Annotated in this window: 36 protein-coding genes and 1 pseudogene; 34 read left to right on the top strand and 3 right to left on the bottom strand. The window is 62.8% G+C overall.

The genetic code is table 11. The features are described from left to right. Positions 1-29 precede the first annotated feature (29 nt). From fusA to map, 25 genes are all read left to right on the top strand, one after another. A complete protein-coding gene (fusA, locus tag FHG09_RS14835) occupies positions 30-2135 on the top strand; it encodes an elongation factor G (protein ID WP_152348431.1) in 2106 nt (701 codons plus the stop codon). A gap of 116 nt (positions 2136-2251) precedes the next feature. After that, complete coding sequence (tuf, locus tag FHG09_RS14830) at positions 2252-3445, top strand: elongation factor Tu (protein ID WP_152348430.1); 1194 nt, start codon at positions 2252-2254, stop codon at positions 3443-3445. 510 nt (positions 3446-3955) lie between these two features. After that, positions 3956-4264 (top strand): 30S ribosomal protein S10, encoded by a 309-nt coding sequence (gene rpsJ / locus FHG09_RS14825; RefSeq protein ID WP_009379191.1) that lies wholly within the window; start codon positions 3956-3958, stop codon positions 4262-4264. An 11-nt stretch (positions 4265-4275) separates the two neighbouring features. Then, positions 4276-4950 (top strand): 50S ribosomal protein L3, encoded by a 675-nt coding sequence (gene rplC / locus FHG09_RS14820; protein ID WP_152348429.1) that lies wholly within the window; start codon positions 4276-4278, stop codon positions 4948-4950. Positions 4951-4955: 5 nt separating this feature from the next. Next, on the top strand, positions 4956-5609 hold the full coding sequence (rplD, locus tag FHG09_RS14815; RefSeq protein WP_152348428.1) for a 50S ribosomal protein L4: 654 nt from the start codon (positions 4956-4958) through the stop codon (positions 5607-5609). Then, complete coding sequence (gene rplW / locus FHG09_RS14810; RefSeq protein WP_025777929.1) at positions 5606-5905, top strand: 50S ribosomal protein L23; 300 nt, start codon at positions 5606-5608, stop codon at positions 5903-5905. Before rplD ends, rplW begins: the two co-directional genes overlap by 4 nt. A gap of 30 nt (positions 5906-5935) precedes the next feature. Continuing rightward, positions 5936-6772, top strand: coding sequence for a 50S ribosomal protein L2 (gene rplB, locus FHG09_RS14805; RefSeq protein ID WP_152348427.1), 837 nt, complete (start codon positions 5936-5938; stop codon positions 6770-6772). Positions 6773-6787: 15 nt separating this feature from the next. Further along, the gene (gene rpsS, locus FHG09_RS14800) at positions 6788-7069 is read left to right on the top strand and encodes a 30S ribosomal protein S19 (RefSeq protein WP_039206333.1); all 282 of its coding nucleotides are present in this window, start codon (positions 6788-6790) and stop codon (positions 7067-7069) included. Positions 7070-7111: 42 nt separating this feature from the next. Continuing rightward, positions 7112-7498 carry a 50S ribosomal protein L22 gene (gene rplV / locus FHG09_RS14795; protein ID WP_025777926.1) on the top strand — a complete coding sequence of 129 codons (387 nt, stop codon included), beginning with the start codon at positions 7112-7114 and terminating at the stop codon, positions 7496-7498. Beyond that, on the top strand, positions 7498-8313 hold the full coding sequence (gene rpsC, locus FHG09_RS14790) for a 30S ribosomal protein S3 (protein WP_039206332.1): 816 nt from the start codon (positions 7498-7500) through the stop codon (positions 8311-8313). The genes rplV and rpsC overlap by 1 nt, the downstream gene beginning before the upstream one ends. Positions 8314-8316: 3 nt before the next feature. Next, complete coding sequence (rplP, locus tag FHG09_RS14785) at positions 8317-8733, top strand: 50S ribosomal protein L16 (protein WP_025777924.1); 417 nt, start codon at positions 8317-8319, stop codon at positions 8731-8733. 2 nt (positions 8734-8735) lie between these two features. Then, positions 8736-8987: a 50S ribosomal protein L29 gene (gene rpmC, locus FHG09_RS14780; RefSeq protein WP_025777923.1), complete on the top strand. Its 252-nt coding sequence runs from the start codon at positions 8736-8738 to the stop codon at positions 8985-8987. After that, positions 8987-9274 (top strand): 30S ribosomal protein S17, encoded by a 288-nt coding sequence (gene rpsQ / locus FHG09_RS14775; RefSeq protein ID WP_152348426.1) that lies wholly within the window; start codon positions 8987-8989, stop codon positions 9272-9274. The genes rpmC and rpsQ overlap by 1 nt, the downstream gene beginning before the upstream one ends. A 144-nt stretch (positions 9275-9418) precedes the next feature. Further along, on the top strand, positions 9419-9787 hold the full coding sequence (gene rplN / locus FHG09_RS14770; RefSeq protein ID WP_025777921.1) for a 50S ribosomal protein L14: 369 nt from the start codon (positions 9419-9421) through the stop codon (positions 9785-9787). 2 nt (positions 9788-9789) lie between these two features. Further along, positions 9790-10158 (top strand): 50S ribosomal protein L24, encoded by a 369-nt coding sequence (gene rplX, locus FHG09_RS14765; protein WP_152348425.1) that lies wholly within the window; start codon positions 9790-9792, stop codon positions 10156-10158. Beyond that, on the top strand, positions 10158-10727 hold the full coding sequence (gene rplE, locus FHG09_RS14760) for a 50S ribosomal protein L5 (RefSeq protein ID WP_152348424.1): 570 nt from the start codon (positions 10158-10160) through the stop codon (positions 10725-10727). The genes rplX and rplE overlap by 1 nt, the downstream gene beginning before the upstream one ends. Positions 10728-10794: 67 nt before the next feature. Beyond that, a complete protein-coding gene (gene rpsH, locus FHG09_RS14755; protein ID WP_025777918.1) occupies positions 10795-11193 on the top strand; it encodes a 30S ribosomal protein S8 in 399 nt (132 codons plus the stop codon). Between the two features lie 17 nt (positions 11194-11210). Beyond that, positions 11211-11747, top strand: a complete 537-nt coding sequence (gene rplF, locus FHG09_RS14750) for a 50S ribosomal protein L6 (protein WP_152348423.1) — start codon at positions 11211-11213, stop codon at positions 11745-11747. A gap of 2 nt (positions 11748-11749) precedes the next feature. Continuing rightward, entirely contained in the window at positions 11750-12130 is a 381-nt protein-coding gene (rplR, locus tag FHG09_RS14745) for a 50S ribosomal protein L18 (protein WP_135537115.1), read from the top strand. After that, the gene (rpsE, locus tag FHG09_RS14740) at positions 12127-12810 is read left to right on the top strand and encodes a 30S ribosomal protein S5 (RefSeq protein ID WP_227492794.1); all 684 of its coding nucleotides are present in this window, start codon (positions 12127-12129) and stop codon (positions 12808-12810) included. Before rplR ends, rpsE begins: the two co-directional genes overlap by 4 nt. Next, entirely contained in the window at positions 12810-12992 is a 183-nt protein-coding gene (gene rpmD / locus FHG09_RS14735; protein ID WP_152348422.1) for a 50S ribosomal protein L30, read from the top strand. Before rpsE ends, rpmD begins: the two co-directional genes overlap by 1 nt. Before the next feature lies 1 nt (position 12993). After that, the gene (gene rplO, locus FHG09_RS14730; RefSeq protein WP_152348421.1) at positions 12994-13446 is read left to right on the top strand and encodes a 50S ribosomal protein L15; all 453 of its coding nucleotides are present in this window, start codon (positions 12994-12996) and stop codon (positions 13444-13446) included. Between the two features lie 281 nt (positions 13447-13727). Continuing rightward, positions 13728-15029, top strand: coding sequence for a preprotein translocase subunit SecY (gene secY / locus FHG09_RS14725; protein WP_152348420.1), 1302 nt, complete (start codon positions 13728-13730; stop codon positions 15027-15029). A gap of 49 nt (positions 15030-15078) precedes the next feature. Continuing rightward, positions 15079-15645, top strand: coding sequence for an adenylate kinase (locus FHG09_RS14720; RefSeq protein ID WP_152348419.1), 567 nt, complete (start codon positions 15079-15081; stop codon positions 15643-15645). Beyond that, entirely contained in the window at positions 15642-16478 is an 837-nt protein-coding gene (map, locus tag FHG09_RS14715; RefSeq protein ID WP_152348418.1) for a type I methionyl aminopeptidase, read from the top strand. The genes FHG09_RS14720 and map overlap by 4 nt, the downstream gene beginning before the upstream one ends. Positions 16479-16513: 35 nt before the next feature. Here the strand turns inward: map and FHG09_RS14710 are convergent, their stop codons facing one another. Next, positions 16514-16753, bottom strand: a complete 240-nt coding sequence (locus tag FHG09_RS14710) for a hypothetical protein (RefSeq protein ID WP_152348417.1) — start codon at positions 16751-16753, stop codon at positions 16514-16516. A 79-nt stretch (positions 16754-16832) separates the two neighbouring features. Between FHG09_RS14710 and FHG09_RS20090 the strand changes: the two are divergent. From FHG09_RS20090 to FHG09_RS14700, 3 genes and pseudogenes are all read left to right on the top strand, one after another. Continuing rightward, a pseudogene (locus FHG09_RS20090) lies at positions 16833-17081 on the top strand (PaaX family transcriptional regulator); the annotation flags it as partial. 46 nt (positions 17082-17127) lie between these two features. Further along, complete coding sequence (locus FHG09_RS20085; RefSeq protein WP_227492814.1) at positions 17128-17442, top strand: hypothetical protein; 315 nt, start codon at positions 17128-17130, stop codon at positions 17440-17442. Then, on the top strand, positions 17439-17717 hold the full coding sequence (locus FHG09_RS14700) for a hypothetical protein (protein ID WP_152348415.1): 279 nt from the start codon (positions 17439-17441) through the stop codon (positions 17715-17717). Before FHG09_RS20085 ends, FHG09_RS14700 begins: the two co-directional genes overlap by 4 nt. A gap of 31 nt (positions 17718-17748) precedes the next feature. Here FHG09_RS14700 and FHG09_RS14695 read toward each other — a convergent pair whose 3' ends face one another. Next, entirely contained in the window at positions 17749-18894 is a 1146-nt protein-coding gene (locus FHG09_RS14695; RefSeq protein WP_152348414.1) for a MalY/PatB family protein, read from the bottom strand. Between the two features lie 368 nt (positions 18895-19262). On the opposite strand from FHG09_RS14695, the gene infA reads away from it, so the two are divergent. The 6 genes from infA to rplQ all read left to right on the top strand — a co-directional run bounded on the left by infA (position 19263) and on the right by rplQ (position 22407). Then, positions 19263-19484, top strand: coding sequence for a translation initiation factor IF-1 (gene infA / locus FHG09_RS14690; RefSeq protein WP_009379245.1), 222 nt, complete (start codon positions 19263-19265; stop codon positions 19482-19484). Between the two features lie 58 nt (positions 19485-19542). Next, complete coding sequence (rpmJ, locus tag FHG09_RS14685) at positions 19543-19656, top strand: 50S ribosomal protein L36 (RefSeq protein WP_009884960.1); 114 nt, start codon at positions 19543-19545, stop codon at positions 19654-19656. Positions 19657-19871: 215 nt separating this feature from the next. Then, entirely contained in the window at positions 19872-20240 is a 369-nt protein-coding gene (gene rpsM, locus FHG09_RS14680; protein ID WP_152348413.1) for a 30S ribosomal protein S13, read from the top strand. 51 nt (positions 20241-20291) lie between these two features. Beyond that, complete coding sequence (gene rpsK / locus FHG09_RS14675; protein ID WP_025777904.1) at positions 20292-20696, top strand: 30S ribosomal protein S11; 405 nt, start codon at positions 20292-20294, stop codon at positions 20694-20696. A 152-nt stretch (positions 20697-20848) separates the two neighbouring features. Further along, positions 20849-21847 (top strand): DNA-directed RNA polymerase subunit alpha, encoded by a 999-nt coding sequence (locus tag FHG09_RS14670; RefSeq protein ID WP_152348412.1) that lies wholly within the window; start codon positions 20849-20851, stop codon positions 21845-21847. A gap of 23 nt (positions 21848-21870) precedes the next feature. Next, entirely contained in the window at positions 21871-22407 is a 537-nt protein-coding gene (gene rplQ, locus FHG09_RS14665; RefSeq protein ID WP_152348411.1) for a 50S ribosomal protein L17, read from the top strand. A 287-nt stretch (positions 22408-22694) separates the two neighbouring features. Here rplQ and putP read toward each other — a convergent pair whose 3' ends face one another. Then, positions 22695-24215: a sodium/proline symporter PutP gene (gene putP, locus FHG09_RS14660; RefSeq protein ID WP_152348410.1), complete on the bottom strand. Its 1521-nt coding sequence runs from the start codon at positions 24213-24215 to the stop codon at positions 22695-22697. Positions 24216-24266: the final 51 nt, after the last annotated feature.

Below are 24266 nucleotides of genomic sequence, written 5' to 3'. Positions count from 1 at the left end.
AGCAAATCATCGATTGAGAGAGAGACACCGTGGCACTTGACGTGCTCAGCGACCTGAACAGGGTCCGTAATATCGGCATCATGGCCCACATCGATGCCGGTAAGACAACGACGACCGAACGCATCCTCTTCTACACCGGCGTCAACTACAAGATGGGCGAGACCCACGACGGCGCCGGCACCATGGACTGGATGGACCAGGAGAAGGAGCGCGGCATCACGATTACGTCCGCCGCGACGACCTGCTACTGGGACGACAACCAGATCAACATCATCGACACCCCCGGTCACGTCGACTTCACGGTCGAGGTCGAGCGCTCCCTGCGCGTCCTCGACGGTGCCGTTGCTGTGTTCGACGGCAAGGAGGGCGTTGAGCCCCAGTCCGAGACCGTGTGGCGCCAGGCCGACAAGTACGACGTTCCGCGTGTCTGCTTCGTCAACAAGATGGACAAGCTCGGTGCTGACTTCTACTTCACCGTCGACACCATCAAGGAGCGCCTCGGCGCGAAGCCGCTGGTCATCCAGCTGCCGATCGGCGCCGAGAGTGAATTCGCCGGTGTCGTCGACCTGCTTGAGATGAAGGCCTACGTCTGGCCCGACGAGTCCAAGATGGGTCAGGACATGACCGAGATCGAGATCCCTGATGATCTCAAGGAGAAGGCTGTTCAGTACCGTGCGCAGCTCGTCGAGGACGTCGCCGAGAGTTCGGAAGAGCTCATGGAGAAGTACCTCGAGGGCGAAGAGCTCACGACCGCTGACGTCAAGGCCGGTATCCGTGAACTCGTCATCAAGTCCGAGGCCTTCCCGGTCATGTGCGGTTCCGCTTACAAGAACAAGGGCGTGCAGCCCATGCTCAACGCGGTCATCGACTACCTCCCTTCGCCGCTCGACGTGCCGCCGATGATCGGCCACAACCCGAGCAACGACGAAGAGGAACTGACCCGCAAGCCTTCGACGGACGAGCCCTTCTCGGCTCTGGCCTTCAAGGTCGCCTCCCACCCGTTCTTCGGATCGCTGACCTACGTGCGCGTCTACTCCGGTCACGTGAAGTCCGGTGAGCAGGTGCTCAACACGTCCTCGGGCAAGAAGGAACGCGTCGGCAAGCTCTTCCAGATGCACTCCAACAAGGAGAACCCCGTCGAAGAGGCTTTCGCCGGCCACATCTACGCCTTCATCGGTCTCAAGGAGACCACGACGGGCGATACTCTCAGCGACCCGGCGAACCCGATCGCTCTCGAATCGATGACCTTCCCGGAGCCTGTGATCTCCGTGGCCATCGAGCCGAAGACCAAGAGCGACCAGGAGAAGCTGTCCTCGGCCATCCAGAAGTTCGTCAAGGAAGACCCGACCTACCAGGTCGAGCTTGACGAGGAGACCGGCCAGACCGTCATCCGCGGAATGGGCGAGCTCCACCTCGACATCCTCGTCGACCGCATGCGTCGCGAGTTCAAGGTCGAGGCGAACGTCGGCAAGCCGCAGGTCGCCTATCGTGAGACCATCCGTCGCACTGTCGAGAAGTACGATTACACCCACAAGAAGCAGACGGGTGGATCGGGACAGTTCGCGAAGGTCCAAGTCACCTTCGAACCTCTCGAGGTCGAAGGCGATACGATCTACGAGTTCGAGAATGCCATCACGGGCGGACGCGTTCCGCGCGAGTACATTCCGAGCGTCGACGCCGGCATCCAGGACGCCATGCAGCTCGGTGCCCTGGCCGGTTACCCGATGGTCGGTGTCAAGGCCACCCTGGTCGATGGCGCCTACCACGATGTCGACTCCTCGGAGATGGCATTCAAGATTGCCGGTTCGATGGTCTTCAAGGAGGCCGTCCAGCGGGCGAACCCGGTTCTGCTCGAACCGGTCATGGACGTCGAGGTGCGTACCCCTGAGGAATACATGGGTGACGTCATCGGCGACCTGAATTCCCGGCGTGGACAGATTCAGTCGATGGACGATGCTTCCGGTGTGAAGGTCGTCAAGGCTGTGGTCCCGCTCTCGGAGATGTTCGGCTACATCGGTGATCTGCGGTCGAAGACCCAGGGCCGTGCGGTGTACTCGATGACTTTCTCCAGCTATGCGGAGGTCCCGAAGGCTGTTGCCGAGGAGATCATCCAGAAGGTGCGCGGCGGAGAGTAATCTCCGAATTCCGGTCGCCCCGGTGATCAAGAACATGATCACCGGAATGAAAGATAACCAACAAAAGGTCTAAGATATGAACCGCATATCTTTTGACAACCACGAGGAGGAACCCAGTGGCAAAGGCTAGTTTCGAACGGACTAAGCCGCACGTCAACATCGGCACCATCGGCCACGTTGACCACGGAAAGACCACCCTGACCGCTGCGATCACCAAGGTCCTGGCGGATCAGTACCCGGATCTCAACGAGGCGCGCGCCTTCGACCAGGTCGACAACGCACCTGAGGAGAAGGAGCGCGGCATCACGATCAACGTCTCGCACGTTGAGTACCAGACGGAGAAGCGTCACTACGCTCACGTCGATGCCCCGGGCCACGCGGACTACGTGAAGAACATGATCACCGGTGCCGCTCAGATGGACGGTGCGATCCTCGTCGTTGCCGCCACCGACGGCCCGATGCCCCAGACCCGTGAGCACGTGCTGCTCGCGCGTCAGGTCGGCGTTCCCTACATCGTGTGCGCGCTGAACAAGTCCGACATGGTCGATGACGAGGAGCTCCTCGAGCTCGTCGAATTCGAGGTTCGCGACCTGCTCTCGAGCCAGGACTTCGACGGCGACAACGCTCCGGTCATTGCGGTCTCCGCTCTCAAGGCGCTGGAAGGCGACGAGAAGTGGGTCAAGAGCGTCCAGGACCTCATGGCTGCTGTCGATGAGAACGTTCCGGAGCCCGAGCGCGACGTCGACAAGCCGTTCCTCATGCCCGTCGAGGACGTCTTCACGATCACCGGTCGTGGAACCGTCGTCACCGGTCGTGTCGAGCGCGGCGTCCTCCTGCCGAACGACGAAATCGAAATCGTCGGCATCAAGGAGAAGTCGTCCAAGACGACCGTCACCGCCATCGAGATGTTCCGCAAGACCCTGCCGGATGCCCGTGCAGGTGAGAACGTCGGTCTGCTCCTGCGCGGTACCAAGCGCGAGGACGTGGAGCGCGGTCAGGTCATCGTGAAGCCGGGTTCGATCACCCCGCACACCAAGTTCGAAGCCCAGGTCTACATCCTGAGCAAGGACGAGGGCGGACGTCACAACCCGTTCTACTCGAACTACCGTCCGCAGTTCTACTTCCGGACCACGGACGTCACCGGCGTCATCACGCTGCCTGAGGGCACCGAGATGGTCATGCCCGGCGACAACACCGACATGTCGGTCGAGCTCATCCAGCCGATCGCCATGGAGGACGGCCTCCGCTTCGCTATCCGCGAGGGCGGACGCACCGTCGGCGCCGGTCGAGTCACCAAGATCAACGCCTGATCTGACTCACTGAGCACCACCAGGCAGGGGCCGCAGTTCTTCGGAACTGCGGCTCCTGCCGCATGTCCGGGCGGGTTACGCGTCGGCATCCGGCCGGATGATGCAGGTGGGGGAGCTGGGGCACCAGGTGCGAGACCCGCTCGAATCCGGCGCGCCCGGATCGTGAGAGTTCCATCACAGGAACCGTTCCCGGAATTGCGCGGGTTCAGTGCACTATGACAAGATAGTGAGGTTGCGTTTTGGGCGTTGACCCCTGCACTGCGGTAGTGATACCGCGAACAGCCCGAAACACTATCGGATCGATGAATCTGCACCATGCGGGTTCGGACCGAGCAGCCAATGAGTAGAAGCGCCGTCGGTGCTTGGGCGGAGAAGTGAGAATTTCTCCGTCAGGAACAGCCGACACGCCCGACCTCGGGGGTCGGTCATGGTCAGCCGGCGCAGACGGCAGAGAGTCCGAGACGCTCTGCGAGTTGATGGCCGGAAGCAACTAAAGAAAGAGACGACGCCATGGCGGGACAGAAGATCCGCATTCGGCTCAAGTCGTACGACCACGCTGTGATTGACAGTGCCGCACGCAAGATCGTGGACACCGTCACTCGCGCAGGTGCGACTGTAGTGGGCCCCGTGCCGTTGCCAACGGAGAAGAACGTGTACTGCGTCATCCGTTCGCCGCACAAGTACAAGGATAGCCGTGAGCATTTCGAAATGCGCACGCACAAGCGTCTGATCGACATCGTCGACCCGACGCCGAAGGCAGTCGACTCGCTGATGCGTCTCGACCTCGCTGACGACGTCAACATCGAGATCAAGCTCTAAGGGAGGCAGCAATGGCGAACACTCGTTCATCCGCTCTCCCGACCACCCGCAAGGTCAAGGGCCTTCTGGGAACCAAGCTGGGCATGACCCAGGTCTGGGATGAGCAGAACAACCTCGTGCCGGTGACCGTTGTGGCCACCGGAAACAACGTCGTAACTCAGGTCCGCAACGAGGAAACCGATGGTTACCCCGCTGTGCAGATCGCGTTCGGCGAGATCGATCCTCGCAAGGTCAACAAGCCGACCGCAGGCCACTTCGAGAAGGCCGGTGTGACCCCGCGCCGTCACCTCGTCGAACTGCGCACTGCTGATGCTGCTGACTACGAGCTCGGCCAGGAACTCGGCGTCGACGCGTTCGAGGCCGGACTCAAGGTCGATGTGACCGCGAAGACCAAGGGCAAGGGAACCGCCGGTGTCATGAAGCGTCACGGCTTCGCCGGTGTCGGTGCCTCCCACGGTCAGCACCGCAACCACCGCAAGCCAGGTTCGATCGGCGGAGCCGCGACACCTGGTCGCGTGTTCAAGGGTATGCGCATGGCCGGCCGTATGGGCGCTGTCAAGCACACCACCCAGAACCTCACGATCCACGCCGTGGACAACGAGAACAACTTCCTGCTCATCAAGGGTGCCGTTCCCGGCCCCAAGGGTGGAGTCGTCCTCGTTCGCTCGGCCGTGAAGGAGGCCTGAACGTAATGACTGATGTCAAGACAGTCGACGTCATCGACGCCGCTGGTGCCAAGGCCGGCTCCGTTGATCTGCCCGCCGAGGTCTTCGGCGTGCCGACCAACGTGTCCCTGATCCACCAGGTCGTCGTTGCACAGCTGGCTGCGGCCCGTCAGGGTACGCACAAGACGAAGACCCGCTCCGAGGTTCGCGGCGGCGGTCGCAAGCCCTACCGTCAGAAGGGAACCGGCAACGCCCGTCAGGGTTCGATCCGCGCTCCTCAGTACAACGGTGGCGGTATCGTGCACGGACCGGTCCCACGCGACTACTCGCAGCGGACCCCCAAGAAGATGAAGGCCGCCGCTCTGCGCGGAGCCCTGTCTGATCGTGCACGCCTCGATCAGGTCTTCGTGATGAAGAACCTGGTCACCGGCGACGCCCCGTCGACCAAGCAGGCGAAGGCCGCACTGGCCGGCCTGTCCGAGCGCAAGAACACTCTCGTGGTGCTCGAGCGTGACGACGAGCTCACCTACCTGAGCGTGCGCAACCTGCCCCACGTTCACGTGCTCACCTCCGATCAGCTCAACACCTACGATGTGCTGCTCGCCGATGACATCGTGTTCACTGAGGCAGCTCTTGGCGCGTTCCTGAGCGGAAACCGCAAATCGGAGGACGCATCATGAGTCTGAACTTCAAGGACCCGCGCGACATCATCGTCGCACCGGTCGTCTCGGAGAAGACCTACAGCCTGATGGACGAGGGCAAGTACACCTTCCTCGTCGACCAGGACTCGAACAAAACCGAGATCAAGCAAGCCATTGAAACGATCTTCGATGTGCAGGTCGCCAAGGTCAACACCCTGAACCGTCAGGGCAAGCGCCGCCGCACCCGCACCGGTTGGGGAAAGCGCAAGGACACCAAGCGTGCCATTGTCGCTCTCAAGGACGGATCGATCGACATCTTCGGTGGATCGCTCTAAGCGATCCTTCGTCAAAGAAGGACAAGACTCATGGGAATCCGTAAGCACAAGCCGACGACCCCGGGCCGCCGTGGCTCGTCGGTCGCCGACTTCGTCGAAGTGACCCGGTCTACACCGGAGAAGTCGCTTCTGCGCCCGCTGCCGAAGCGCGGCGGCCGCAACAGCCAGGGACGCGTGACCACCCGCCACCAGGGTGGCGGTCACAAGCGTCAATACCGTGTCATCGACTTCCGCCGCCATGACAAAGATGGCGTTCCGGCGAAGGTCGCACACATCGAATATGACCCGAACCGTACGGCTCGCATCGCTCTGCTGCACTATGCAGACGGAGAGAAGCGCTACATCATCGCCCCGCAGAACCTCAAGCAGGGTGCACAGGTGGAAGCCGGTCCGGGTGCAGACATCAAGCCGGGCAACAACCTTGCCCTGCGCAACATCCCGGTTGGCACCGTGGTGCACGCAGTTGAAATGCGTCCCGGCGGCGGTGCCAAGATCGCTCGTTCTGCAGGCTCGTCCGTGCAGCTCGTGGCGAAGTACGGCCGTTTCGCACAGTTGCGGATGCCTTCGGGCGAAATCCGCAACGTCGATGCGCGCTGCCGTGCGACGATCGGCGAGGTCGGCAACGCCGAGCAGTCGAACATCAGCTGGGGCAAAGCAGGCCGTATGCGTTGGAAGGGCAAGCGCCCAGGCGTCCGCGGTGTCGTGATGAACCCGATCGACCACCCGCATGGTGGTGGCGAGGGCCGTACTTCGGGTGGTCGTCACCCAGTCAGCCCGTGGGGTCAGTTGGAGGGCCGCACACGCCGGCCGAACAAGGAGAGCGACAAGTACATCGTGCGCCGTCGCCGGACCGGCAAGAAGCGCTGATTGGAGTACTGACTTATGCCTCGTAGCCTCAAAAAGGGTCCTTTCGTCGACGAACACCTCTTCCAGAAGGTGGCTCGTCAGAACGAGAAGAACACCAAAAATGTCATCAAAACATGGTCTCGTCGCTCGATGATCGTCCCGGACTTCCTGGGACACACCATCGCAGTACATGACGGACGCAAGCATGTCCCCGTCTTCATCACTGAGTCGATGGTCGGACACAAGCTCGGCGAGTTCGCACCGACACGGACGTTCCGTGGCCACGAAAAGGACGATCGCAAGGGGCGCCGCCGCTGAGGCGGGGCACTCTTTCGATCCTAGAGAAGAGAGAAGGAAGCGATGGAAGCCAAGGCTAAGGCGCGGTACCTGCGCGTTACGCCTCGCAAGGCTCGGCGCGTCATCGACCTCATTCGTGGTCAGCAGGCGACCGAAGCACTTGCAGTGTTGAAGTTTGCAGAACAGTCGGCATCAGATCCGATTTACAAGCTCGTGGCCTCCGGCATCGCCAATGCGCGTGTCCGGGCCGACGAGGAAGGCGTTGCGTTCGATGAGAACGAACTGGTCATCTCCGAAGCCTTCGTGGATGAGGGGCCGACCATGAAGCGGTTCCGTCCGCGTGCCCAGGGTCGCGCTTTTCGCATCGAGAAGCGCACCAGCCACGTGACAGTGGTCCTGGCCAGCGGTGACGACCTGCCTCAGCGCAAGAGCCGGAAGGGGAACCGTTAATGGGCCAGAAGATCAATCCGAACGGATTCCGACTCGGAATCACCACGGATCACAAGTCAAAGTGGTTCGCTGACTCGACCAAGCCGGGGCAGCGCTACAAGGACTACGTGCTCGAAGATGTCAAGATCCGCCAGATGATGAATACCGGCCTCGAACGGGCCGGCATCTCGAAGGTCAACATCGAGCGCACGCGTGACCGTGTCCGCGTCGACATCCACACCGCACGCCCGGGCATCGTCATCGGTCGTCGCGGAGCCGAAGCAGACCGCATCCGCGGTCAGCTCGAAAAGCTCACCGGCAAGCAGATTCAGCTCAACATCCTTGAGGTGAAGAACCCCGAGGTCGACGCACAGCTCGTCGCTCAGGGAGTTGCCGAGCAGCTCGCCAGCCGTGTGGCCTTCCGCCGTGCGATGCGCAAGGCCATCCAGAGCGCCCAGCGCGCAGGTGCCAAGGGCATCCGTGTGCAGTGCTCGGGCCGCCTCGGCGGAGCTGAGATGAGCCGGTCCGAGTTCTACCGCGAAGGTCGTGTGCCGCTGCACACCCTGCGCGCGAACATCGACTTCGGCGTTCACGAAGCCCACACCACTTTCGGACGCATCGGCGTCAAGGTGTGGATCTACAAGGGCGACATGACCGACAAGGAGCTTGCCGCCGAGCAGGCCAAGGCTCCTGCTGCTCGTGGCCCGCGTGGCCGTGGGCGCGGTCGTGGAGGCCGCGGACGTGGTCAGGAAGGCGCACCGCGCCGAGGCGACCAGGCCCGTAATACTGAGAACAGTGCTGAAGCCCCCGCGGCTGAGGCCGGATCGGAGGGCTGAGATATGCTGATCCCTCGTCGAGTGAAATTCCGCAAGCAGCATCACCCCAACCGGGGCGGCGCCGCCAAGGGAGGCACGACGGTGTCCTTCGGTGACTACGGCATCCAGGCTCTCGAGCCGGCTTATGTCACCAACCGTCAGATCGAGGCCGCACGTATTGCCATGACTCGCTACATCAAGCGCGGCGGCAAGGTGTGGATCAACATCTACCCTGATCACCCATTGACGAAGAAGCCTGCCGAAACCCGCATGGGTTCCGGTAAGGGTTCGCCGGAGTGGTGGATCGCCAATGTCAAACCCGGTCGAGTCATGTTCGAACTCGGCGGTGTGTCCGAGGAAGTTGCTCGCGAGGCCCTGCGCCTGGCGATCCACAAGCTTCCGCTGAAGGCCCGTATCGTGGCCCGCGAAGGTGGTGAGTGAGAATGGCTATCGGTTCGAAGAACCTTTCCATCGACGCGCTGGACGGTTACGACAACGAGCGTCTGCAAGAAGAGCTCAAGAAGGCCAAGGCCGAGCTGTTCAACCTGCGTTTCCAGTCGGCCACCGGTCAGCTGGAGAGCCACGGTCGCCTCAAGGCCGTGCGTCGCGACATCGCTCGTATCTACACCGTGCTCAACGAACGGGAGCTGGACATCCGTCCGAACCCCGCTGATGCCAAGGAAGAGAGCAAGTGATGGCGGAGACCACGAACACCGAGGCCACTGCTGCGGAACGCAACTCCCGCAAGACCGCACGTGGTTACGTAGTATCCGACAAGATGGACAAGACCATCGTCGTCGAGGTCGAGGAGCGCATGAAGCACCGCCTCTACGGCAAGGTCATGCGCCAGTCGGTCAAGTACAAGGTTCACGACGAAGAGAACACCGCCGGTATCGGCGACCTCGTCCTCGTGGCCGAGACGCGGCCCCTTTCGGCCGCGAAGCGTTGGCGGCTCGTCGAGATCATCGAACGCGCCAAGTAGTCAACGCCACCCCACCCACCCGGTCCCGCCCGCGGCCTCTCGGAGGCCGCGGGCGGCTACCGGGAACGGGGTGAAATGTCAATGAATCCGTTCCGCAAGGCTCGCGCTCAGGCGTGAGAACCAGCGCGACGACAGGAGAGAATAGTGATTCAGCAAGAGTCGCGACTCAAAGTCGCCGACAACACTGGCGCCAAGCAGATCCTGGCAATCAGGATCCTGGGTGGCTCCGGTCGGCGCTACGCCTCGATCGGTGACACCATCGTGGCAACCGTCAAGGATGCAATCCCGGGCGGCAATGTGAAGAAGGGTGACGTCGTCAAGGCCGTCATCGTTCGCACTGCCAAGGAACGTCGTCGTCCCGACGGTTCCTACATCAAGTTCGACGAGAATGCTGCTGTCATCCTCAAGAACGATGAGGAACCACGCGGTACCCGTATCTTCGGACCCGTGGGACGCGAACTCCGCGACAAGAAGTTCATGAAGATCGTCTCCCTGGCACCGGAGGTGTTGTGAGCATGGCGAACAAGCTCAAGATCAAGAAGGGCGACCTCGTCCAGGTCATCGCCGGCGCTCGGCAGTCACGTGGTGGCGATCGTGGGAAGCAGGGCAAGGTCCTTGCCGTCTACCCCGAACGCAACCGCGTCCTCGTTGAGGGCGTCAACCGCGTGATCAAGCACAAGAAGGCTACGCAGACTCAGGCCGGCGGCACCGCTGGTGGCCGTGAGACCCACGAAGCCCCCATCCACGTGTCCAACGTGGCGCTCGTTGATCCCAAGGACAACAAGCCCACCCGCGTCGGATACCGCGAGGAGAGCGTCGAACGCGACGGTCGCACCAAGACTGTCCGGGTTCGCGTCTCGCGTCGCACCGGGGAGGAGATCTGATGACGGAAACAACCACCAGCCGTCCCGCACCGCGTCTCAAGCAGATTTACCGCGAAGAGATCGTTGCGAAGCTGCAGGAAGAGTTCAACTACGCCAACCCCATGCAGGTTCCCGGACTGACCAAGGTCGTCGTGAACATGGGTGTGGGTGACGCAGCACGCGATTCCAAGATGATCGAAGGCGCGATCAACGACCTGACTCTGATCACCGGTCAGAAGCCCGTCGTGACCCGCGCTCGGAAGTCCATCGCACAGTTCAAACTGCGCGAAGGTCAGCCTATCGGCGCTCACGTCACCATGCGTGGAGCACGGATGTGGGAGTTCATCGACCGCGTCATCTCTTTGGCACTGCCGCGTATCCGCGACTTCCGCGGACTCTCGGATCGTCAGTTCGACGGAAACGGTAACTACACCTTCGGTCTCACGGAGCAGTCCATGTTCCACGAGATCGATCAGGACCGGATCGACCGCGTCCGCGGTATGGATATCACCGTCGTCACCACCGCGGCAACCGATGACGAGGGACGTGCACTGCTGCGTCACCTCGGGTTCCCGTTCAAGCAAAAATAATCGCTACGTTGCAGGTCCAAGCACAGTACGTGGGCGGAAACCGTAACGAGGAAGGGCAAGTGCCCAAATGACAATGACTGATCCAGTCGCAGATATGCTTACGCGTCTGCGCAACGCCAACTCGGCTTATCACGAGGACGTCAGCATGCCGTTCTCGAAGCTCAAGTCGAACATCGCCGAGATCCTCAAGACCGAGGGCTACATCACTGGCTGGAGCGTCGAAGACGCCGAGGTCGGCAAGACGCTGCTCCTGGACCTGAAGTTCGGACCCAACCGGGAACGTTCGATCGCCGGCCTGCGCCGAGTCTCCAAGCCGGGACTGCGCGTCTACGCGAAGTCCACGAACCTGCCCAAGGTTCTCGGCGGCCTCGGCATCGCCATCCTGTCGACCTCGTCAGGCCTCCTGACGGACCGTCAGGCCGCCAAGAAGGGTGTGGGTGGGGAAGTCCTCGCCTACGTCTGGTAAAGGAAGGAGAGAAGAACATGTCACGTATTGGCAAGAACCCGATCTCCGTTCCCAGCGGCGTCGAGGTCAAGGTCGACGGCCAGGATGTCGCCGTCAAGGGACCTAAGGGCGAGCTGTCCGTCACCATCGCCGAGCCGATCACCGTATCGCTTGAAGACGGTGTCATCACAGTGGTCCGTCCGGACGAAGAGCGCGAATCGCGTTCGCTGCACGGACTGTCCCGCACGCTCATCAACAACATGATCGTCGGTGTGACCGAAGGCTACTCCAAGGCCCTCGAGATCGTCGGAACCGGTTACCGTGTCCTGGCCAAGGGATCGAACCTCGAGTTCGCCCTCGGCTACAGCCACCCGATCGTCGTCGAACCGCCGGAGGGCATCTCCTTCAGCGTCGACGGTCAGACCAAGGTCGCTGTCCATGGAATCGACAAGCAGCTCGTCGGTGAGACCGCTGCGAACATCCGGAAGCTGCGCAAGCCCGAGCCTTACAAGGGCAAGGGTGTGCGCTACGCCGGCGAAATCGTCCGTCGCAAGGTCGGAAAGGCTGGTAAGTAAAGATGGCCTTTGGCAAGAAGGAAAGCTACGGCAAAGGCAGGGCAGCTGCTCGCAAGCGTCGTCACGCTCGACTGCGCAAGCATGTCAGCGGCACGGCCGAGCGCCCTCGCCTCTCAGTGACTCGCTCCACGCGCCACGTCTTCGTCCAGGTCATCGACGACACCGTCGGCAAGACCCTGGTCTCGGCCTCCACCATGGAAGCCGACCTGCGGACATTCGAAGGCGATAAGACCGGCAAAGCCCGCAAGGTGGGCGAGCTGGTTGCTCAGCGCGCCAAGGACGCCGGAATCGAAGCCGTCGTCTTCGACCGTGGAGGCAACGCCTACCACGGCCGTGTGCAGGCAATCGCCGAAGGTGCCCGTGAAGGAGGATTGGCCCTATGAGCACTGAAGAGAACAACGAACAGCAGCCAGCTGCTGAGACCCGCACCGACAACAGCGGTGACCGTTCCTCCCGTGGCCGCGGCCAGGGTGGACAGGGCGGTCAGGGTCGCGGACGCGGCGAAGGCCGTGGACGCGGCGGTCGCAACGACCGTGAAGACAAGAACCAGTTCATCGAACACGTCATCACGATCAACCGCGTGTCGAAGGTCGTCAAGGGCGGACGTCGGTTCTCCTTCACGGCTCTCGTCGTGGTCGGAGACGGCGACGGCATGGTCGGCATGGGCTATGGCAAGGCAAAGGAAGTTCCTGCCGCCATCGCCAAGGGTGTCGAGGAAGCGAAGAAGAACTTCTTCCGCGTTCCCCGCATCCAGAAGACCATTCCGCACCCGATCCAGGGAGAGGAAGCCGCAGGCGTCGTCCTGCTGCGTCCGGCTGCTCCTGGTACCGGTGTCATCGCCGGTGGACCCGTTCGTGCGGTCCTCGATGCGGCAGGTGTCCAGGACGTTCTGTCCAAGTCGTTGGGTTCGGCGAACGCGATCAACATCGTGCACGCTGCGATCGCCGCGCTGAAGGGCCTCGAGCGTCCGGAAGAGGTCGCGGCTCGCCGTGGCCTGCCCGTCGACGAGGTTGCTCCGCACGCACTGCTGCGGGCAGCTGCTGAAAGTGGGGCGAAGTCCTGATGGCAAAGCTCAAGATTACTCAGCGCAAGTCCGCAATCGGATACCGTCAGAGCCAGCGTGACACGCTGCGTTCGCTCGGTCTCAAGCGGACCAACGACGTTGTGGTGCAGGAAGACCGCCCCGAGATCCGGGGAATGGTCAACACTGTCCGCCACATCGTGACTGTGGAAGAGGTCGATTGATATGTCGAACAACGACTCGCTGAAGCTGCACGATCTGCGCCCTGCCCCCGGAGCCAAGACCTCCAAGACCCGCGTCGGTCGTGGTGAGGCTTCGAAGGGCAAGACCGCCGGACGCGGAACCAAGGGCACGAAGGCCCGTTACCAGGTTCCGCACGGCTTCGAGGGCGGCCAGACCCCGATGCACATGCGTCTGCCGAAGCTGCGTGGGTTCAAGAACCCCGCCAAGGTGGAGTTCCAGGTTGTCAACCTCGACAAGCTGTCCAGCCTGTTCCCCGAGGGCGGAGACGTCACCGTCGCCGATCTCGTGGAGAAGGGCGCTGTGCGCGCAAAGCAGCCCGTCAAGGTTCTCGGCACCGGTGAGATCACCGTGGCCCTGAACATCACTGCAGACAAGTTCTCCGGCTCCGCGGCCGAGAAGATCAAGGCTGCAGGCGGAAGCGCCAACGAGGCCTGATCCGTTCCACTCGGAACGGTTTCCCGGCTTCAACGCTGGTAAGGGGGCGGTCACTTCGGTGACCGCCCCCTTCTGCCTCCCCGGAACCAGGACGGAGACAGGCTGGGAACCTGCCGGAGGCCACTCGGATGCCTCCCGGATCACTGCCTGAGACGAGCCTGAACGGGGCTTCGCCGGTTTCGGCCTGGAGGGCATACCCTGATAGTCTTTTGCAGGTATTTGTCTCATTCGCCAGGTCGCGACCACGACTCTGACTTTTCATCCCCCAACGAGGAGGACGCTTGATCGGCGCAATCCGGAGGGCCTTCAGAACGCCCGACTTGAGGAAGAAACTCCTCTTCACCCTGGGCATTCTTGTCATCTTCCGACTCGGCTCGTTCATTCCTTCGCCTGGCATCGATTACACCAAGGTGCAGGAATGCGTGGCTTCGCCTCAGCTCAACGAGGGCGGATTCGCCATGATCAACCTCTTCAGCGGCGGCGCGCTGCTGCAGCTGTCGATCTTCGCCCTGGGCATCATGCCCTACATCACCGCGAGCATCATCGTCCAGCTCCTGCGCGTGGTCATTCCGCGCTTCGAAGCCCTCCACAAGGAAGGCGCATCCGGTCAGGCGAAGCTGACTCAGTACACCCGCTACCTCACCATCGGCCTCGCGATCCTGAACTCGACGACCCTCGTGGCGACCGTCCGCTCCGGCGCACTGTTCGGCAACGTCGAGGGCTGCCAGGACCTCATCGCCAATGACACCTGGTGGGGCATCGCAGTCCTCGTCCTCACTCTCACTGCAGGCACAGGCCTGATCATGTGGCTGGGCGAGCAGATCACCGAACACGGTGTGGGCAACGGTATGTCGCTGCTCATCTTCACCTCCGTCGCATCCGCGTTCCCGTCCTCGCTCGGCGCGATCTTCCGCGAGCAGGGCGTCGACATCTTCCTCATCGTCATGGCCGTCGGACTCGTCCTCGTCGCCCTCGTCGTCTTCGTCGAGCAGTCGCAGCGCCGGGTGCCCGTCCAGTACGCCAAGCGCATGGTGGGCCGTCGCATGTTCGGCGGGACCTCGACCTATATCCCGATCAAGGTGAATATGGCCGGTGTCATCCCCGTCATCTTCGCCTCTTCGGTGCTCTACCTGCCGAGCCTGGTCTCGCAGTTCTTCGACCCGGAGTCCCAATGGGTCGAATGGATCAACACCTACTTCACCCGCGGTGATCACCCGATCTACATCACCGTGTACGCGCTGCTGACGATCTTCTTCGCCTACTTCTACGTCGCCATCACCTTCAACCCTGAAGAGGTTGCGGACAATATGAAGAAGTACGGCGGCTTCATCCCCGGCATCCGGGCCGGTCGCCCGACCGCCGAATACCTGAGCTACGTGCTCAGCCGCATCAACTTCCCCGGCTCGCTCTACCTCGCCTTCGTCGCCCTCATCCCGCTGATCGCGCTGGTGCTCATCAACGCGAACCAGAACTTCCCGTTCGGCGGCACCTCGCTGCTGATCGTCGTCGGCGTCGGCCTCGAGACGGTCAAGCAGATCGACGCGCAGATGCAGCAGCGCCACTATGAGGGGCTGCTGCGCTGATTCGACCGGACGCTGACGTTCAGCGGACATCCCACTGGAAGGACACCTTATGAGTTCACGCATCATCCTGATCGGCCCTCCCGGCGCCGGCAAGGGCACCCAGGCCGCACGCCTGTCCGAGGCGCTCGGCGTCCCGGCCATCTCGACCGGAGACATCTTCCGGGCCAATGTGAAGGGCGAGACCGAGCTGGGCAAGCTGGCCAAACGCTATATGGATGCCGGCGAATACGTGCCCGACGAGGTCACGAACTCGATGGTCGCCGACCGTCTGGCACAGGATGATGCTGCCGAAGGCTTCCTTCTCGACGGATACCCCCGCACCAGCGCCCAGGTCGATGAGCTCGACCGGATCCTCGCGGCCGAGGACAAGGCCGTCGAACACGTCGTCGAACTCACGGCCGACACCGACGAGGTCGTAGCCCGTCTGCTCGCCCGTGCTCAGACCGAGGGCCGCAGCGATGACAGCGAAGACGTCATCCGCCACCGCCTCGACGTCTACGAAGAGCAGACGCAGCCGCTGACCGACATCTACCGCAGCCGCGGGCTGCTGCGCCAGGTCGACGGTCTCGGCGAGGTCGACGACATCACCGAACGCATTCTGTCGACTATTCGATGATCTTCGGACCTCGTATCGAGCTGAAGACTCCTGCGGAGCTTGAGCTCATGCACCGGGCCGGGCAGCTGACCTCTCAAGTGCTCTCAGCGGCCCGGTCCGCGGCCGTTCCCGGGGCCACCACCGCTGAAGTCGACGCCGCCGCCGAAGCCGTCATCGACTCCGCCGGAGCCCGCTCGAACTTCAAGGGCTATCAAGGATTCCCCGCGGTCGTGTGCGTCTCCGTGAACGAGGAGATCGTCCACGGCATCCCGGGACCACGTGTGCTCGAAGCCGGCGATATCGTCTCGATCGACGGCGGCGCCATCGTCGAAGGCTTCCATGGGGACTCGGCGCTGACGACGGTCGTCGGCGGCGACGAAGCAGGCACTGCTGCCGACCGTGAGCTGTCATCTGCCACCGAGGCGGCCATGTGGGCCGGCATCGCCGCATTCGCGAGCGGCACAAAGGTCAGCGACATCGGAGATGCCATCGATGACTTCGTCACCGAGGCGTTCCCGCATCTGGGCCTCGTCGAGGAATTCACCGGCCACGGCATCGGCACCTCCATGCATATGGCACCCGAGGTGCTCAACTACCGTGCGCGGTCGAACGGCCCGAAGATCAAGCCCGGAATGTGCCTGGCGATCGAGCCGATGCTCACCACCGGCGGTGCGGACACCCGCACACTCGCCGACGACTGGACGGTCGTGACGGCAGATGGCTCACGGGCGAGCCACTGGGAACACAGCGTGGCTCGCCATGATGGGGGAGTCTGGGTGCTCACAGCCGTCGATGGGGGAGCGGCCGGGCTGGCGCCGTTCGGAATCACTCCGATGCCTCCGAAGGGTGCCTGAGGGGAGAACCCGGGGGAAGTGCCTGAGGGGAGAACTCAGGTCGCCGGTATCTGCTTTCGCAGGGCCGACCTGCCGACGAAGTAGACTGCGGCGAAAGTTCCGGATGCCGCCATCAGCGCGAGTGCGAACATCCACGTCGCGGTCTCGGCGATGGTGAATCCGAAGATCTGGAAGGCGCAGAAGGCGATGAAGGCCGTGATGGCCCCCGCCAGCAGTCCCGATGTCCGGGACATCTGATACGCGCGCTGATCTATTGTGTGCTTCTCGTCATCCATGTCGGGGCTCCTTCGTCGCTTCGCTGCGATCTCGGTCCTGTCGGCACCGTTCCTTGTGTCCTCACGGTAGGATCAGGCCATGGCGAGTGTCCACGATGTCCCGAAACGTCGGACAGATGTGGGTGATCGCTATCGGATGACTCGGATCGCCTTCGATGTGATCTCCGTTTTCGGGTGTCTGCAGGCGAGCGGACTGCCGGGTCCTGTCATCGTCAGCGTGCTGCGCGAGCACGGATATTCGTCCTCGAGCGTGCACAACCAGCTCGTGCGGATGGTCCGACGCGGCATCATCAGCAGTGAGCGGGCCGGGCGGGTCTCCGTCTACCGCCTGAGCGAGCACATCCTCTCAGACTTCGGCGACATCGCCGGGGACCATGTCTTTCCCGACTATGGGGGGACACCTCCACACGATTGTGTATTCGGTTCCGGAGGCCGAGCGTGGTCTGCGCGACCGACTGCAGTACATCTCCCGGAGCCTCGGCTTCAGGCAGCTCCGACCGGGAATCCTCATCGGCTTCGCAGACCGGTCCACTCAGCTCCTGGCGCGGCTGCCCGAGATCCCCGGGCCCGGCTGGTCTGAGGCGGGAGTGCTGACACCCGACTCCATCGCGGCGGCACGCAGGATGACGGCTCGGGCATTCGAACTCGACGCCGCCTTCGCCCAGCTGCTCCTCTGGAGGAGCGCATGAGGGCACTGAGTTCGGGCGGATCAGCGCCGGGCACCGGATGCGCCGGGCTGAGCCTGGGAGGCTTCTTCGATCTGTACTACGACGTCGCCCGTGCCGTCATGACCCACCCGCTGCTGCCCGAAGACCTCGTGACCGGCAGGCAGCCGGCCCTGCGGTTCCGCGACCTGATGCAGCAATGCAACCTCGAATTCTACCTGCGCTTCGATCAGCAGATCCGCGAGTGCGCGGCAGCCAGCTCATCCTTCGACCTCATCGAATGGCTGCCCGAGCACTGAGCCGCAGGGTGGCAGCGGACGGGAATGGACGTCAGAGGATTCGGGCGATCCTCTCGACCGCCTCGGTGAGCAGAGGGCGGGGGAGTGCGAAGTTGAACCGGATGTGACCGGCTCCGACCTCACCGCACAGTCGTCCCTCGGTCACGGCCACCTCGGCGCGGGAACGGATGTGATCGGACAGGCCCGACTCGAAGCCGTAGCCCCGCAGGTCCAACCACGCCAGATATGTGCCTTCGGGCTCGATATAGACGGCGCCCGGCAGCAGCGAGCCGACGAGATCGGTGAAGTGATCGCGATTGCCCTTGAGATAGCCGTTGACCTCGCTCAGCCAGTCGTTCGCACAGGTGTAAGCAGCGGTGGTCGCCAGGATTCCCGGGTTCGAGGCCGCTCCGGAGACGAACTGTCCCTTCTTCGACCAGACGTCACGGTCGGCGGGGGAGGTGAGGATGAGCTGGGCGCATTTGAGGCCGGGGATGTTGAAGGCCTTCGACGCGGCCGTCGCGGTGGCGGTGTGGGCCGCGGTCGCCTCGGTGAGGGTGGCATACGGGATGTGCCGCGCGGGGGCATAGATGACTGGGGCATGGATCTCGTCGGAGAACACGCGAGCTCCGGCCTCCTCGACGACCTCCGTGAGGGCGAGCATCTCGGCCTCGGTGTAGACCTTGCCGATCGGATTGTGCGGATTGCACAGGACGAACGTCGCGCCGTGGGTCAGAGCGGAGGCGATGGCGTCGAGGTCGAGGGACCAGCCGGTCTCCGACCGCAGCATCGGAACCTCGATGAGTTCGCGTCCGGTCACGCGTGCGACGTCGAAGAAGGGCATATAGGCCGGCGTCGGCAGCACGATCGGAGTGTCGGCCGGGGTGAGGTGGGTGAGCACGCCGAGGAATGCGGCCAGCACATCGCTGGCCGGTTCGATGTGGCCCACGGGGATCCGCCAGCCGTAGTGCTCGGAGCAGAAGCTCGAGGTCGCAGTTCTCAGGTCGGCGACCAGATCGGCCGGAGCGTAGCCGTAGAGGTCGCGGTCATCGATGGTCTGCAGCGACTGGCGCACTGCTGGAGCGACGCCGAAGTCCATCTCGGCGATGAAGGCGCCGATGGAACCGGGGAAGGACGACCATTTGCGGCCGCCCTTCGACACCAGGGATTCTTCGGTGATGGCATCGAAATCGGACATCTCTGTACTCCTCTTCGGGGACTGCGTCGGGTGCGGTTCTCACGCTAGCAGTCGGGGCGGCGGCGGTGGGGTCCGATCGACGTCAGGGGTCACGGGAAAGGTGGACCGCCTCGGCGAGGATGGGATTGTAAGGGACTTCACGCCCAGAAGCGAACACCGTGTGGAAGATTCTTTCTCCGTAGTGTAGGGTTGATGATTGGTCTGTTCTCATTCAACTCATCCTTTTTCAGATGTGGGCGGCTTCTGCCATCCACTTCTTTTCATGTGGTGACGAGGACTGCAGGCCGAGGGGTCACCGGCATTGAGTCGGTGATACACGATTACGTCGAACGCGATGGTTTCGCGGGAATACGAGGTTAGCGAACGATATGGCCAAAAAAGAAGGGGTCATTGAGATCGAAGGCACCGTTGTCGAGGCTCTTCCGAACGCATCGTTTCGGGTTGAGCTGAGCAACGGGCACAAGGTGCTCGCACACATCTCCGGAAAGATGCGTCAGCACTATATCCGCATCCTTCCCGAGGACCGGGTCATCGTGGAGCTGTCTCCATACGATCTCTCGCGCGGACGAATCGTTTACCGCTACAAGTAAGGATCTTCGATCATTCGCGTCCTGCCCTGCCGGGCAGGGACCGAAAGAAGGAAAAACGATGAAGGTTAAGCCCAGCGTCAAGAAGATCTGCGAGAACTGCCAGATCACCCGCCGTCACGGCCGGGTCATCGTCATCTGCTCCAACCCGCGCCACAAGCAGCGCCAGGGCTGAGCAGCTCGTTCTGAGCAGATCGAGGCTCCTCTGAAGAGGGGCTTCAGCAGCACCACACCCGCGCAAACCTCGCCATCTGCGTTCGGATCCATCGGAAGTGAGAGCTTCCGGGCAACGAGCACAGGACGATACCTCCGGTCGGGGGCCGGAGACCCTGGGAGACCAGGGACAGGTTTGCATCAGCACCTCCGAACCAACAACAGGAGACAGTACCCATGGCACGACTTGCCGGAGTCGACATCCCGCGTGAAAAGCGCGTGGAAGTCGCCTTGACTTACATCTATGGTGTGGGCCGCACCCGTGCGCGCCAGACCCTGACCGAAACGGGAATCAGCCCTGAGACCCGTGTGAAGGACTTGAGCGACGCAGAGCTCGTCCAGCTGCGTGACTACATCGAGGGCACATTCCAGGTTGAGGGTGACCTCCGTCGTGAGGTGGCCGCCGATATCCGCCGCAAGGTCGAAATCGGAAGCTATGAAGGCCTGCGTCACCGCCGCGGTCTGCCGGTTCGCGGTCAGCGGACCAAGACGAATGCGCGTACCCGCAAGGGACCCAAGCGCACCGTGGCCGGTAAGAAGAAGTAACTCGCTCACCCGGTTGGCCAGACCCAACCACCTCGATCAGGAGTAGGACATATGCCTCCCAAGTCACGCGCCGCTACAGTGCGCAAGCCTCGCCGCAAGCTGAAGAAGAATATCGTTGCCGGCCAGGCTCACATCAAATCAACCTTCAACAACACCATCGTGTCGATCACCGATCCGACCGGTGCTGTCATCTCCTGGGCCTCCTCAGGTGAGATCGGCTTCAAGGGTTCGCGCAAGTCGACCCCGTACGCCGCTCAGATGGCTGCCGAATCGGCTGCTCGTCGGGCGCAGGAACACGGCCTGAAGAAGGTCGACGTGTTCGTCAAGGGACCGGGCTCGGGCCGCGAGACGGCTATCCGTTCGCTGCAGGCCGCCGGCCTGGAACTGGGAACCATCCAGGATGTCACCCCCGTTCCGTTCAACGGCTGCCGTCCCCCCAAGCGCCGCCGCGGCTGATCCTTCCGTGGAACTGCAACGGATGACGGGCACGAGCCCGACATCGGTCGCAGAACGGATTCCCAGATAACCCGAACCGTTCTTCATGGCCCCACGGCCATGACGTGCAGTGCGAACGTCATATAGCGGATGTTCGCTGAAAGGAAGCCCACGTGCTCATTGCACAGCGCCCAACGCTCACGGAAGAAGTCGTCTCCGATAACCGCTCACGGTTCGCCATCGAACCACTCGAGCCCGGATTCGGCTACACCCTCGGCAACTCGCTTCGCCGGACCCTGCTGTCCTCGATCCCTGGTGCCGCCGTCACGTCCATCCGGATCGACGGAGTGCTCCACGAGTTCAGCACCGTGCCGGGAGTCAAAGAGGATGTCACCGAGTTCATCCTCAACCTGAAGTCCCTGGTCGTATCGTCCGAATTCGACGAACCGGTCGTCGCCTACCTGCGCAAGCAGGGACCTGGCACCGTGACCGCTGCCGATGTCTCTGCTCCTGCCGGGGTCGAGATCCACAATCCGGACCTGCACATCGCCACGCTGAATGGTGAGGGTCGTCTGGACATGGAACTGACCATCGAACGCGGACGCGGATATGTTTCGAGCGCTCAGAACAAGAACGCGGATGCAGAGATCGGCCGGATCCCGGTCGATTCGATCTACTCCCCGGTTCTCAAGGTCACCTACAAGGTCGAAGCCACGCGTGTCGAACAGCGCACCGACTTCGACCGTCTGGTCCTCGACGTCGAAACTAAGCCCTCGATGACCCCGCGCGATGCCATCGCATCTGCGGGCAAGACCCTGGTCGAACTCTTCGGCCTGGCTCGAGAGCTCAACGTCGAAGCTGAAGGCATCGAGATCGGGCCCTCGCCTGTGGACGCGGCACTGGCCGCCGACCTGGCGCTGGCGATCGAAGATCTCGACCTGACCGTGCGCTCCTACAACTGCCTCAAGCGCGAAGGCATCCACACCGTCGGTGAGCTCGTTGCTCGCAGCGAAGCCGACCTGATGGATATCCGCAACTTTGGTTCGAAGTCGATCGACGAGGTCAAGGCGAAGCTCAACGAGCTCGGCCTGAGCCTCAAGGACAGTCCTGCCGGGTTCGAGCCCGGTCTCGTTGATGAGGACCAGTCCTACGTCGAAGACGAACAGTACTGATTAAGACCTAGGAGTAACTGACAATGCCAACCCCAACCAAGGGCCCGCGCCTCGGCGGTTCGCCCACACACGAGCGCATGATGCTCAACAACCTGGCAGCCCAGCTGTTCGAGCACAAGCAGATCAAGACGACCGTGACCAAGGCCAAGCGCCTGCGCCCGGTCGCCGAGCGGATGATCACGAACGCCAAGAAGGGTGACCTGGCTGCACGTCGTCGCGTGCTCGGCCAGATCTCCGACAAGTCGATCGTGCACGAGCTCTTCACCTCGATCGCCGAAACGATGGCCGAGCGTCCCGGCGGATACACCCGCATCACCAAGATCGGTCCGCGCCCCGGCGACAACGCCCCGATGGCCGTCATCGAACTGGTCCTCGAGCCCTACTCGCCGAAGCAGGCAACCGTGAAGGAAGCCGAGCAGGCCACCGCCGCTGCTGCCGCTCCGGCAGCCGAGGCTCCGGTTGAGGCCGAGGTCGTCGACGAGGCTCCGGCCGAGGACGCCGCTGTCGAGGCCGACGCCGAGACAGCTGAAGAGTCTACCGAGGCTGCCGAGGAGAAGTAAGCTCCTCGACCGGCTCGGAGCTCCGCAGCCGCAGTCGCACACTCAGGCGGGCACCCGCGGGTGCCCGCCTGAAGTGTATTCACCGCGGCCCGGCCTACCGCCTCGGCGCCGCTGATCACCTTTCGTTCCATTCATCAGGGTCGACCCTGATGACCTGTCCGAAAGGCGGCTCTTGCCGCGACGAAATCTGATGACGTTGTGGACGATAGGTGATGATGTTCGGGACGGAACGCGAAGGAGGCCGGGGCATCGTCATGCCCCGGCCTCCGCTCGATTCGCGTCGGCGTCTACTTCACACGGGAGAGCTCCACGGACTCGTCGAACTCGATGTCGGAGGCCTCATCGTGCTTGTACGTGAAGCGGCTGACGACGACGGCCACGATGAGGTTGACGATGAAGCCGGGGATGATCTCGTAGATCGCATCCGTCAGCGGGGTGCTCACCTGGCCCCAGACGAAAGCCACGACCGCGCCGGAGAGCAGACCGAACAGGGCGCCCCAGTTGCTCAGACGCTTCCAGAACAGCGTGAGCAGGACGACCGGGCCGAACGACGCGCCGAAACCGGCCCACGCGAACGCGACGAGGTCGAGGATGCTGTTCGACGGTGAGATCGCGAGCACGACCGCGATGACGGCCACGACAAGCACTCCGAGGCGGCCGAGCAGCACATAGGTCTTGTCCTGCAGTGTGCGCGTCGACCCGGTGCGCAGGGCCACGATCTTGAACAGGTCCTCGATGAGTGCCGAGGAAGTGACGACGAGCTGCGAGGAGATCGTCGACATGATCGCCGCCAGCACCGCGGCCAGCACGAGGCCGGCGATGAACGGGTGGAAGAGGATCTGCGCGAGATCGAGGAAGACGGTCTCGGCGTCGGCGGGTTCCATATCCGCGTGCTGGGAGAAGTAGGAGATGCCGACGATGGCGGTGGCGACGGCGCCGAGGGCGGAGATCGCCATCCAGCCGACGCCGATGCGACGCGCGATGCTGGCGTCTGCGGGAGTGCGCAGAGCCATGAAGCGGACGATGATGTGCGGCTGCCCGAAGTAGCCGAGCCCCCACGCCAAGGAGGAGACGATGGATGCGATCGTCGCGAAGGTCCAGAAGCCTTCCGAGCCGAAGAGACTGAGCAGCCCGGGATCGATCTCGGAGACGTTGTCGATCACGGTCGCGGGCCCACCGGCGTTGAGGACGGCGACGATCGGCACAGCCACCAGGGCGGCGAACATCAGCAGCCCCTGGGCGACGTCGGTGAGGGTCGCACCGAGGAAGCCGCCGAAGAGTGTGTAGATCATCGTGACGGCGGCGACGAGGAGCATTCCACCGAGATAGTTGAGTCCGAAGCTCGACTCGAAGAACTTGCCGGCCGCCACCATGCCCGAAGAGACATAGAAGGTGAAGAACACGAGGATGATGACGCCGCAGACGATGCGCAGCAGTCGTGTCCGATCCTTCAGACGCTGCTCGAAGAAGCTGGGGATCGTGATCGAGTCGCCGGCCTTCTCCGTGAACGCCCGCAGTCGAGGAGCGACGAGCTTCCAGTTGATCCAGGCACCGATGGTCAGGCCGATGGCGATCCATGCCTCGATGAGACCGGAGACGTAGATGGCGCCGGGCAACCCCATCAGCAGCCAGCCGGACATATCCGAGGCGCCGGCGCTCAGAGCCGCAACGCTCGGGCGCAGTCCACGCCCCGCGAGCATATAGTCATCGAGGTTGTTCCTCGTCCTCCGGTAGGCAAACCAGCCGATGGCCAGCATGCCGATGAAGTAGAGGACGATTGCGATCGTGCGGAAGGTGGTTTCGGACATCTGTGCTCAGCTCCTTCGATAGGCCGAGCCGACCTTACAGCACAAGAGGTC

It is taken from the genome of Brevibacterium sp. CFH 10365 (genome assembly GCF_009299785.1).
Taxonomy (GTDB): domain Bacteria; phylum Actinomycetota; class Actinomycetes; order Actinomycetales; family Brevibacteriaceae; genus Brevibacterium; species Brevibacterium limosum.
The sequence above is the reverse complement of the archived record's forward strand: the minus strand, read 5'-3'. Positions and strand labels throughout refer to the sequence as shown.

Bases quoted from the DNA above. Each gene is read 5' to 3' on its own strand.
- rpsJ (WP_009379191.1), top strand. From the start codon at position 3,956: ATGGCGGGACAGAAGATCCGCATTCGGCTCAAGTCGTACGACCACGCT.
- rplC (WP_152348429.1), top strand. From the start codon at position 4,276: ATGGCGAACACTCGTTCATCCGCTCTCCCGACCACCCGCAAGGTCAAG.
- rplD (WP_152348428.1), top strand. From the start codon at position 4,956: ATGACTGATGTCAAGACAGTCGACGTCATCGACGCCGCTGGTGCCAAG.
- rplW (WP_025777929.1), top strand. From the start codon at position 5,606: ATGAGTCTGAACTTCAAGGACCCGCGCGACATCATCGTCGCACCGGTC.
- rplB (WP_152348427.1), top strand. From the start codon at position 5,936: ATGGGAATCCGTAAGCACAAGCCGACGACCCCGGGCCGCCGTGGCTCG.
- rpsS (WP_039206333.1), top strand. From the start codon at position 6,788: ATGCCTCGTAGCCTCAAAAAGGGTCCTTTCGTCGACGAACACCTCTTC.
- rplV (WP_025777926.1), top strand. From the start codon at position 7,112: ATGGAAGCCAAGGCTAAGGCGCGGTACCTGCGCGTTACGCCTCGCAAG.
- rpsC (WP_039206332.1), top strand. From the start codon at position 7,498: ATGGGCCAGAAGATCAATCCGAACGGATTCCGACTCGGAATCACCACG.
- rplP (WP_025777924.1), top strand. From the start codon at position 8,317: ATGCTGATCCCTCGTCGAGTGAAATTCCGCAAGCAGCATCACCCCAAC.
- rpmC (WP_025777923.1), top strand. From the start codon at position 8,736: ATGGCTATCGGTTCGAAGAACCTTTCCATCGACGCGCTGGACGGTTAC.
- rpsQ (WP_152348426.1), top strand. From the start codon at position 8,987: ATGGCGGAGACCACGAACACCGAGGCCACTGCTGCGGAACGCAACTCC.
- rplX (WP_152348425.1), top strand. From the start codon at position 9,790: ATGGCGAACAAGCTCAAGATCAAGAAGGGCGACCTCGTCCAGGTCATC.
- rplE (WP_152348424.1), top strand. From the start codon at position 10,158: ATGACGGAAACAACCACCAGCCGTCCCGCACCGCGTCTCAAGCAGATT.
- rpsH (WP_025777918.1), top strand. From the start codon at position 10,795: ATGACAATGACTGATCCAGTCGCAGATATGCTTACGCGTCTGCGCAAC.
- rplF (WP_152348423.1), top strand. From the start codon at position 11,211: ATGTCACGTATTGGCAAGAACCCGATCTCCGTTCCCAGCGGCGTCGAG.
- rplR (WP_135537115.1), top strand. From the start codon at position 11,750: ATGGCCTTTGGCAAGAAGGAAAGCTACGGCAAAGGCAGGGCAGCTGCT.
- rpsE (WP_227492794.1), top strand. From the start codon at position 12,127: ATGAGCACTGAAGAGAACAACGAACAGCAGCCAGCTGCTGAGACCCGC.
- rpmD (WP_152348422.1), top strand. From the start codon at position 12,810: ATGGCAAAGCTCAAGATTACTCAGCGCAAGTCCGCAATCGGATACCGT.
- rplO (WP_152348421.1), top strand. From the start codon at position 12,994: ATGTCGAACAACGACTCGCTGAAGCTGCACGATCTGCGCCCTGCCCCC.
- FHG09_RS14720 (WP_152348419.1), top strand. From the start codon at position 15,079: ATGAGTTCACGCATCATCCTGATCGGCCCTCCCGGCGCCGGCAAGGGC.
- map (WP_152348418.1), top strand. From the start codon at position 15,642: ATGATCTTCGGACCTCGTATCGAGCTGAAGACTCCTGCGGAGCTTGAG.
- FHG09_RS14710 (WP_152348417.1), bottom strand. From the start codon at position 16,753: ATGGATGACGAGAAGCACACAATAGATCAGCGCGCGTATCAGATGTCC.
- FHG09_RS20085 (WP_227492814.1), top strand. From the start codon at position 17,128: ATGTCTTTCCCGACTATGGGGGGACACCTCCACACGATTGTGTATTCG.
- FHG09_RS14700 (WP_152348415.1), top strand. From the start codon at position 17,439: ATGAGGGCACTGAGTTCGGGCGGATCAGCGCCGGGCACCGGATGCGCC.
- FHG09_RS14695 (WP_152348414.1), bottom strand. From the start codon at position 18,894: ATGTCCGATTTCGATGCCATCACCGAAGAATCCCTGGTGTCGAAGGGC.
- infA (WP_009379245.1), top strand. From the start codon at position 19,263: ATGGCCAAAAAAGAAGGGGTCATTGAGATCGAAGGCACCGTTGTCGAG.
- rpmJ (WP_009884960.1), top strand. From the start codon at position 19,543: ATGAAGGTTAAGCCCAGCGTCAAGAAGATCTGCGAGAACTGCCAGATC.
- rpsM (WP_152348413.1), top strand. From the start codon at position 19,872: ATGGCACGACTTGCCGGAGTCGACATCCCGCGTGAAAAGCGCGTGGAA.
- rpsK (WP_025777904.1), top strand. From the start codon at position 20,292: ATGCCTCCCAAGTCACGCGCCGCTACAGTGCGCAAGCCTCGCCGCAAG.
- rplQ (WP_152348411.1), top strand. From the start codon at position 21,871: ATGCCAACCCCAACCAAGGGCCCGCGCCTCGGCGGTTCGCCCACACAC.
- putP (WP_152348410.1), bottom strand. From the start codon at position 24,215: ATGTCCGAAACCACCTTCCGCACGATCGCAATCGTCCTCTACTTCATC.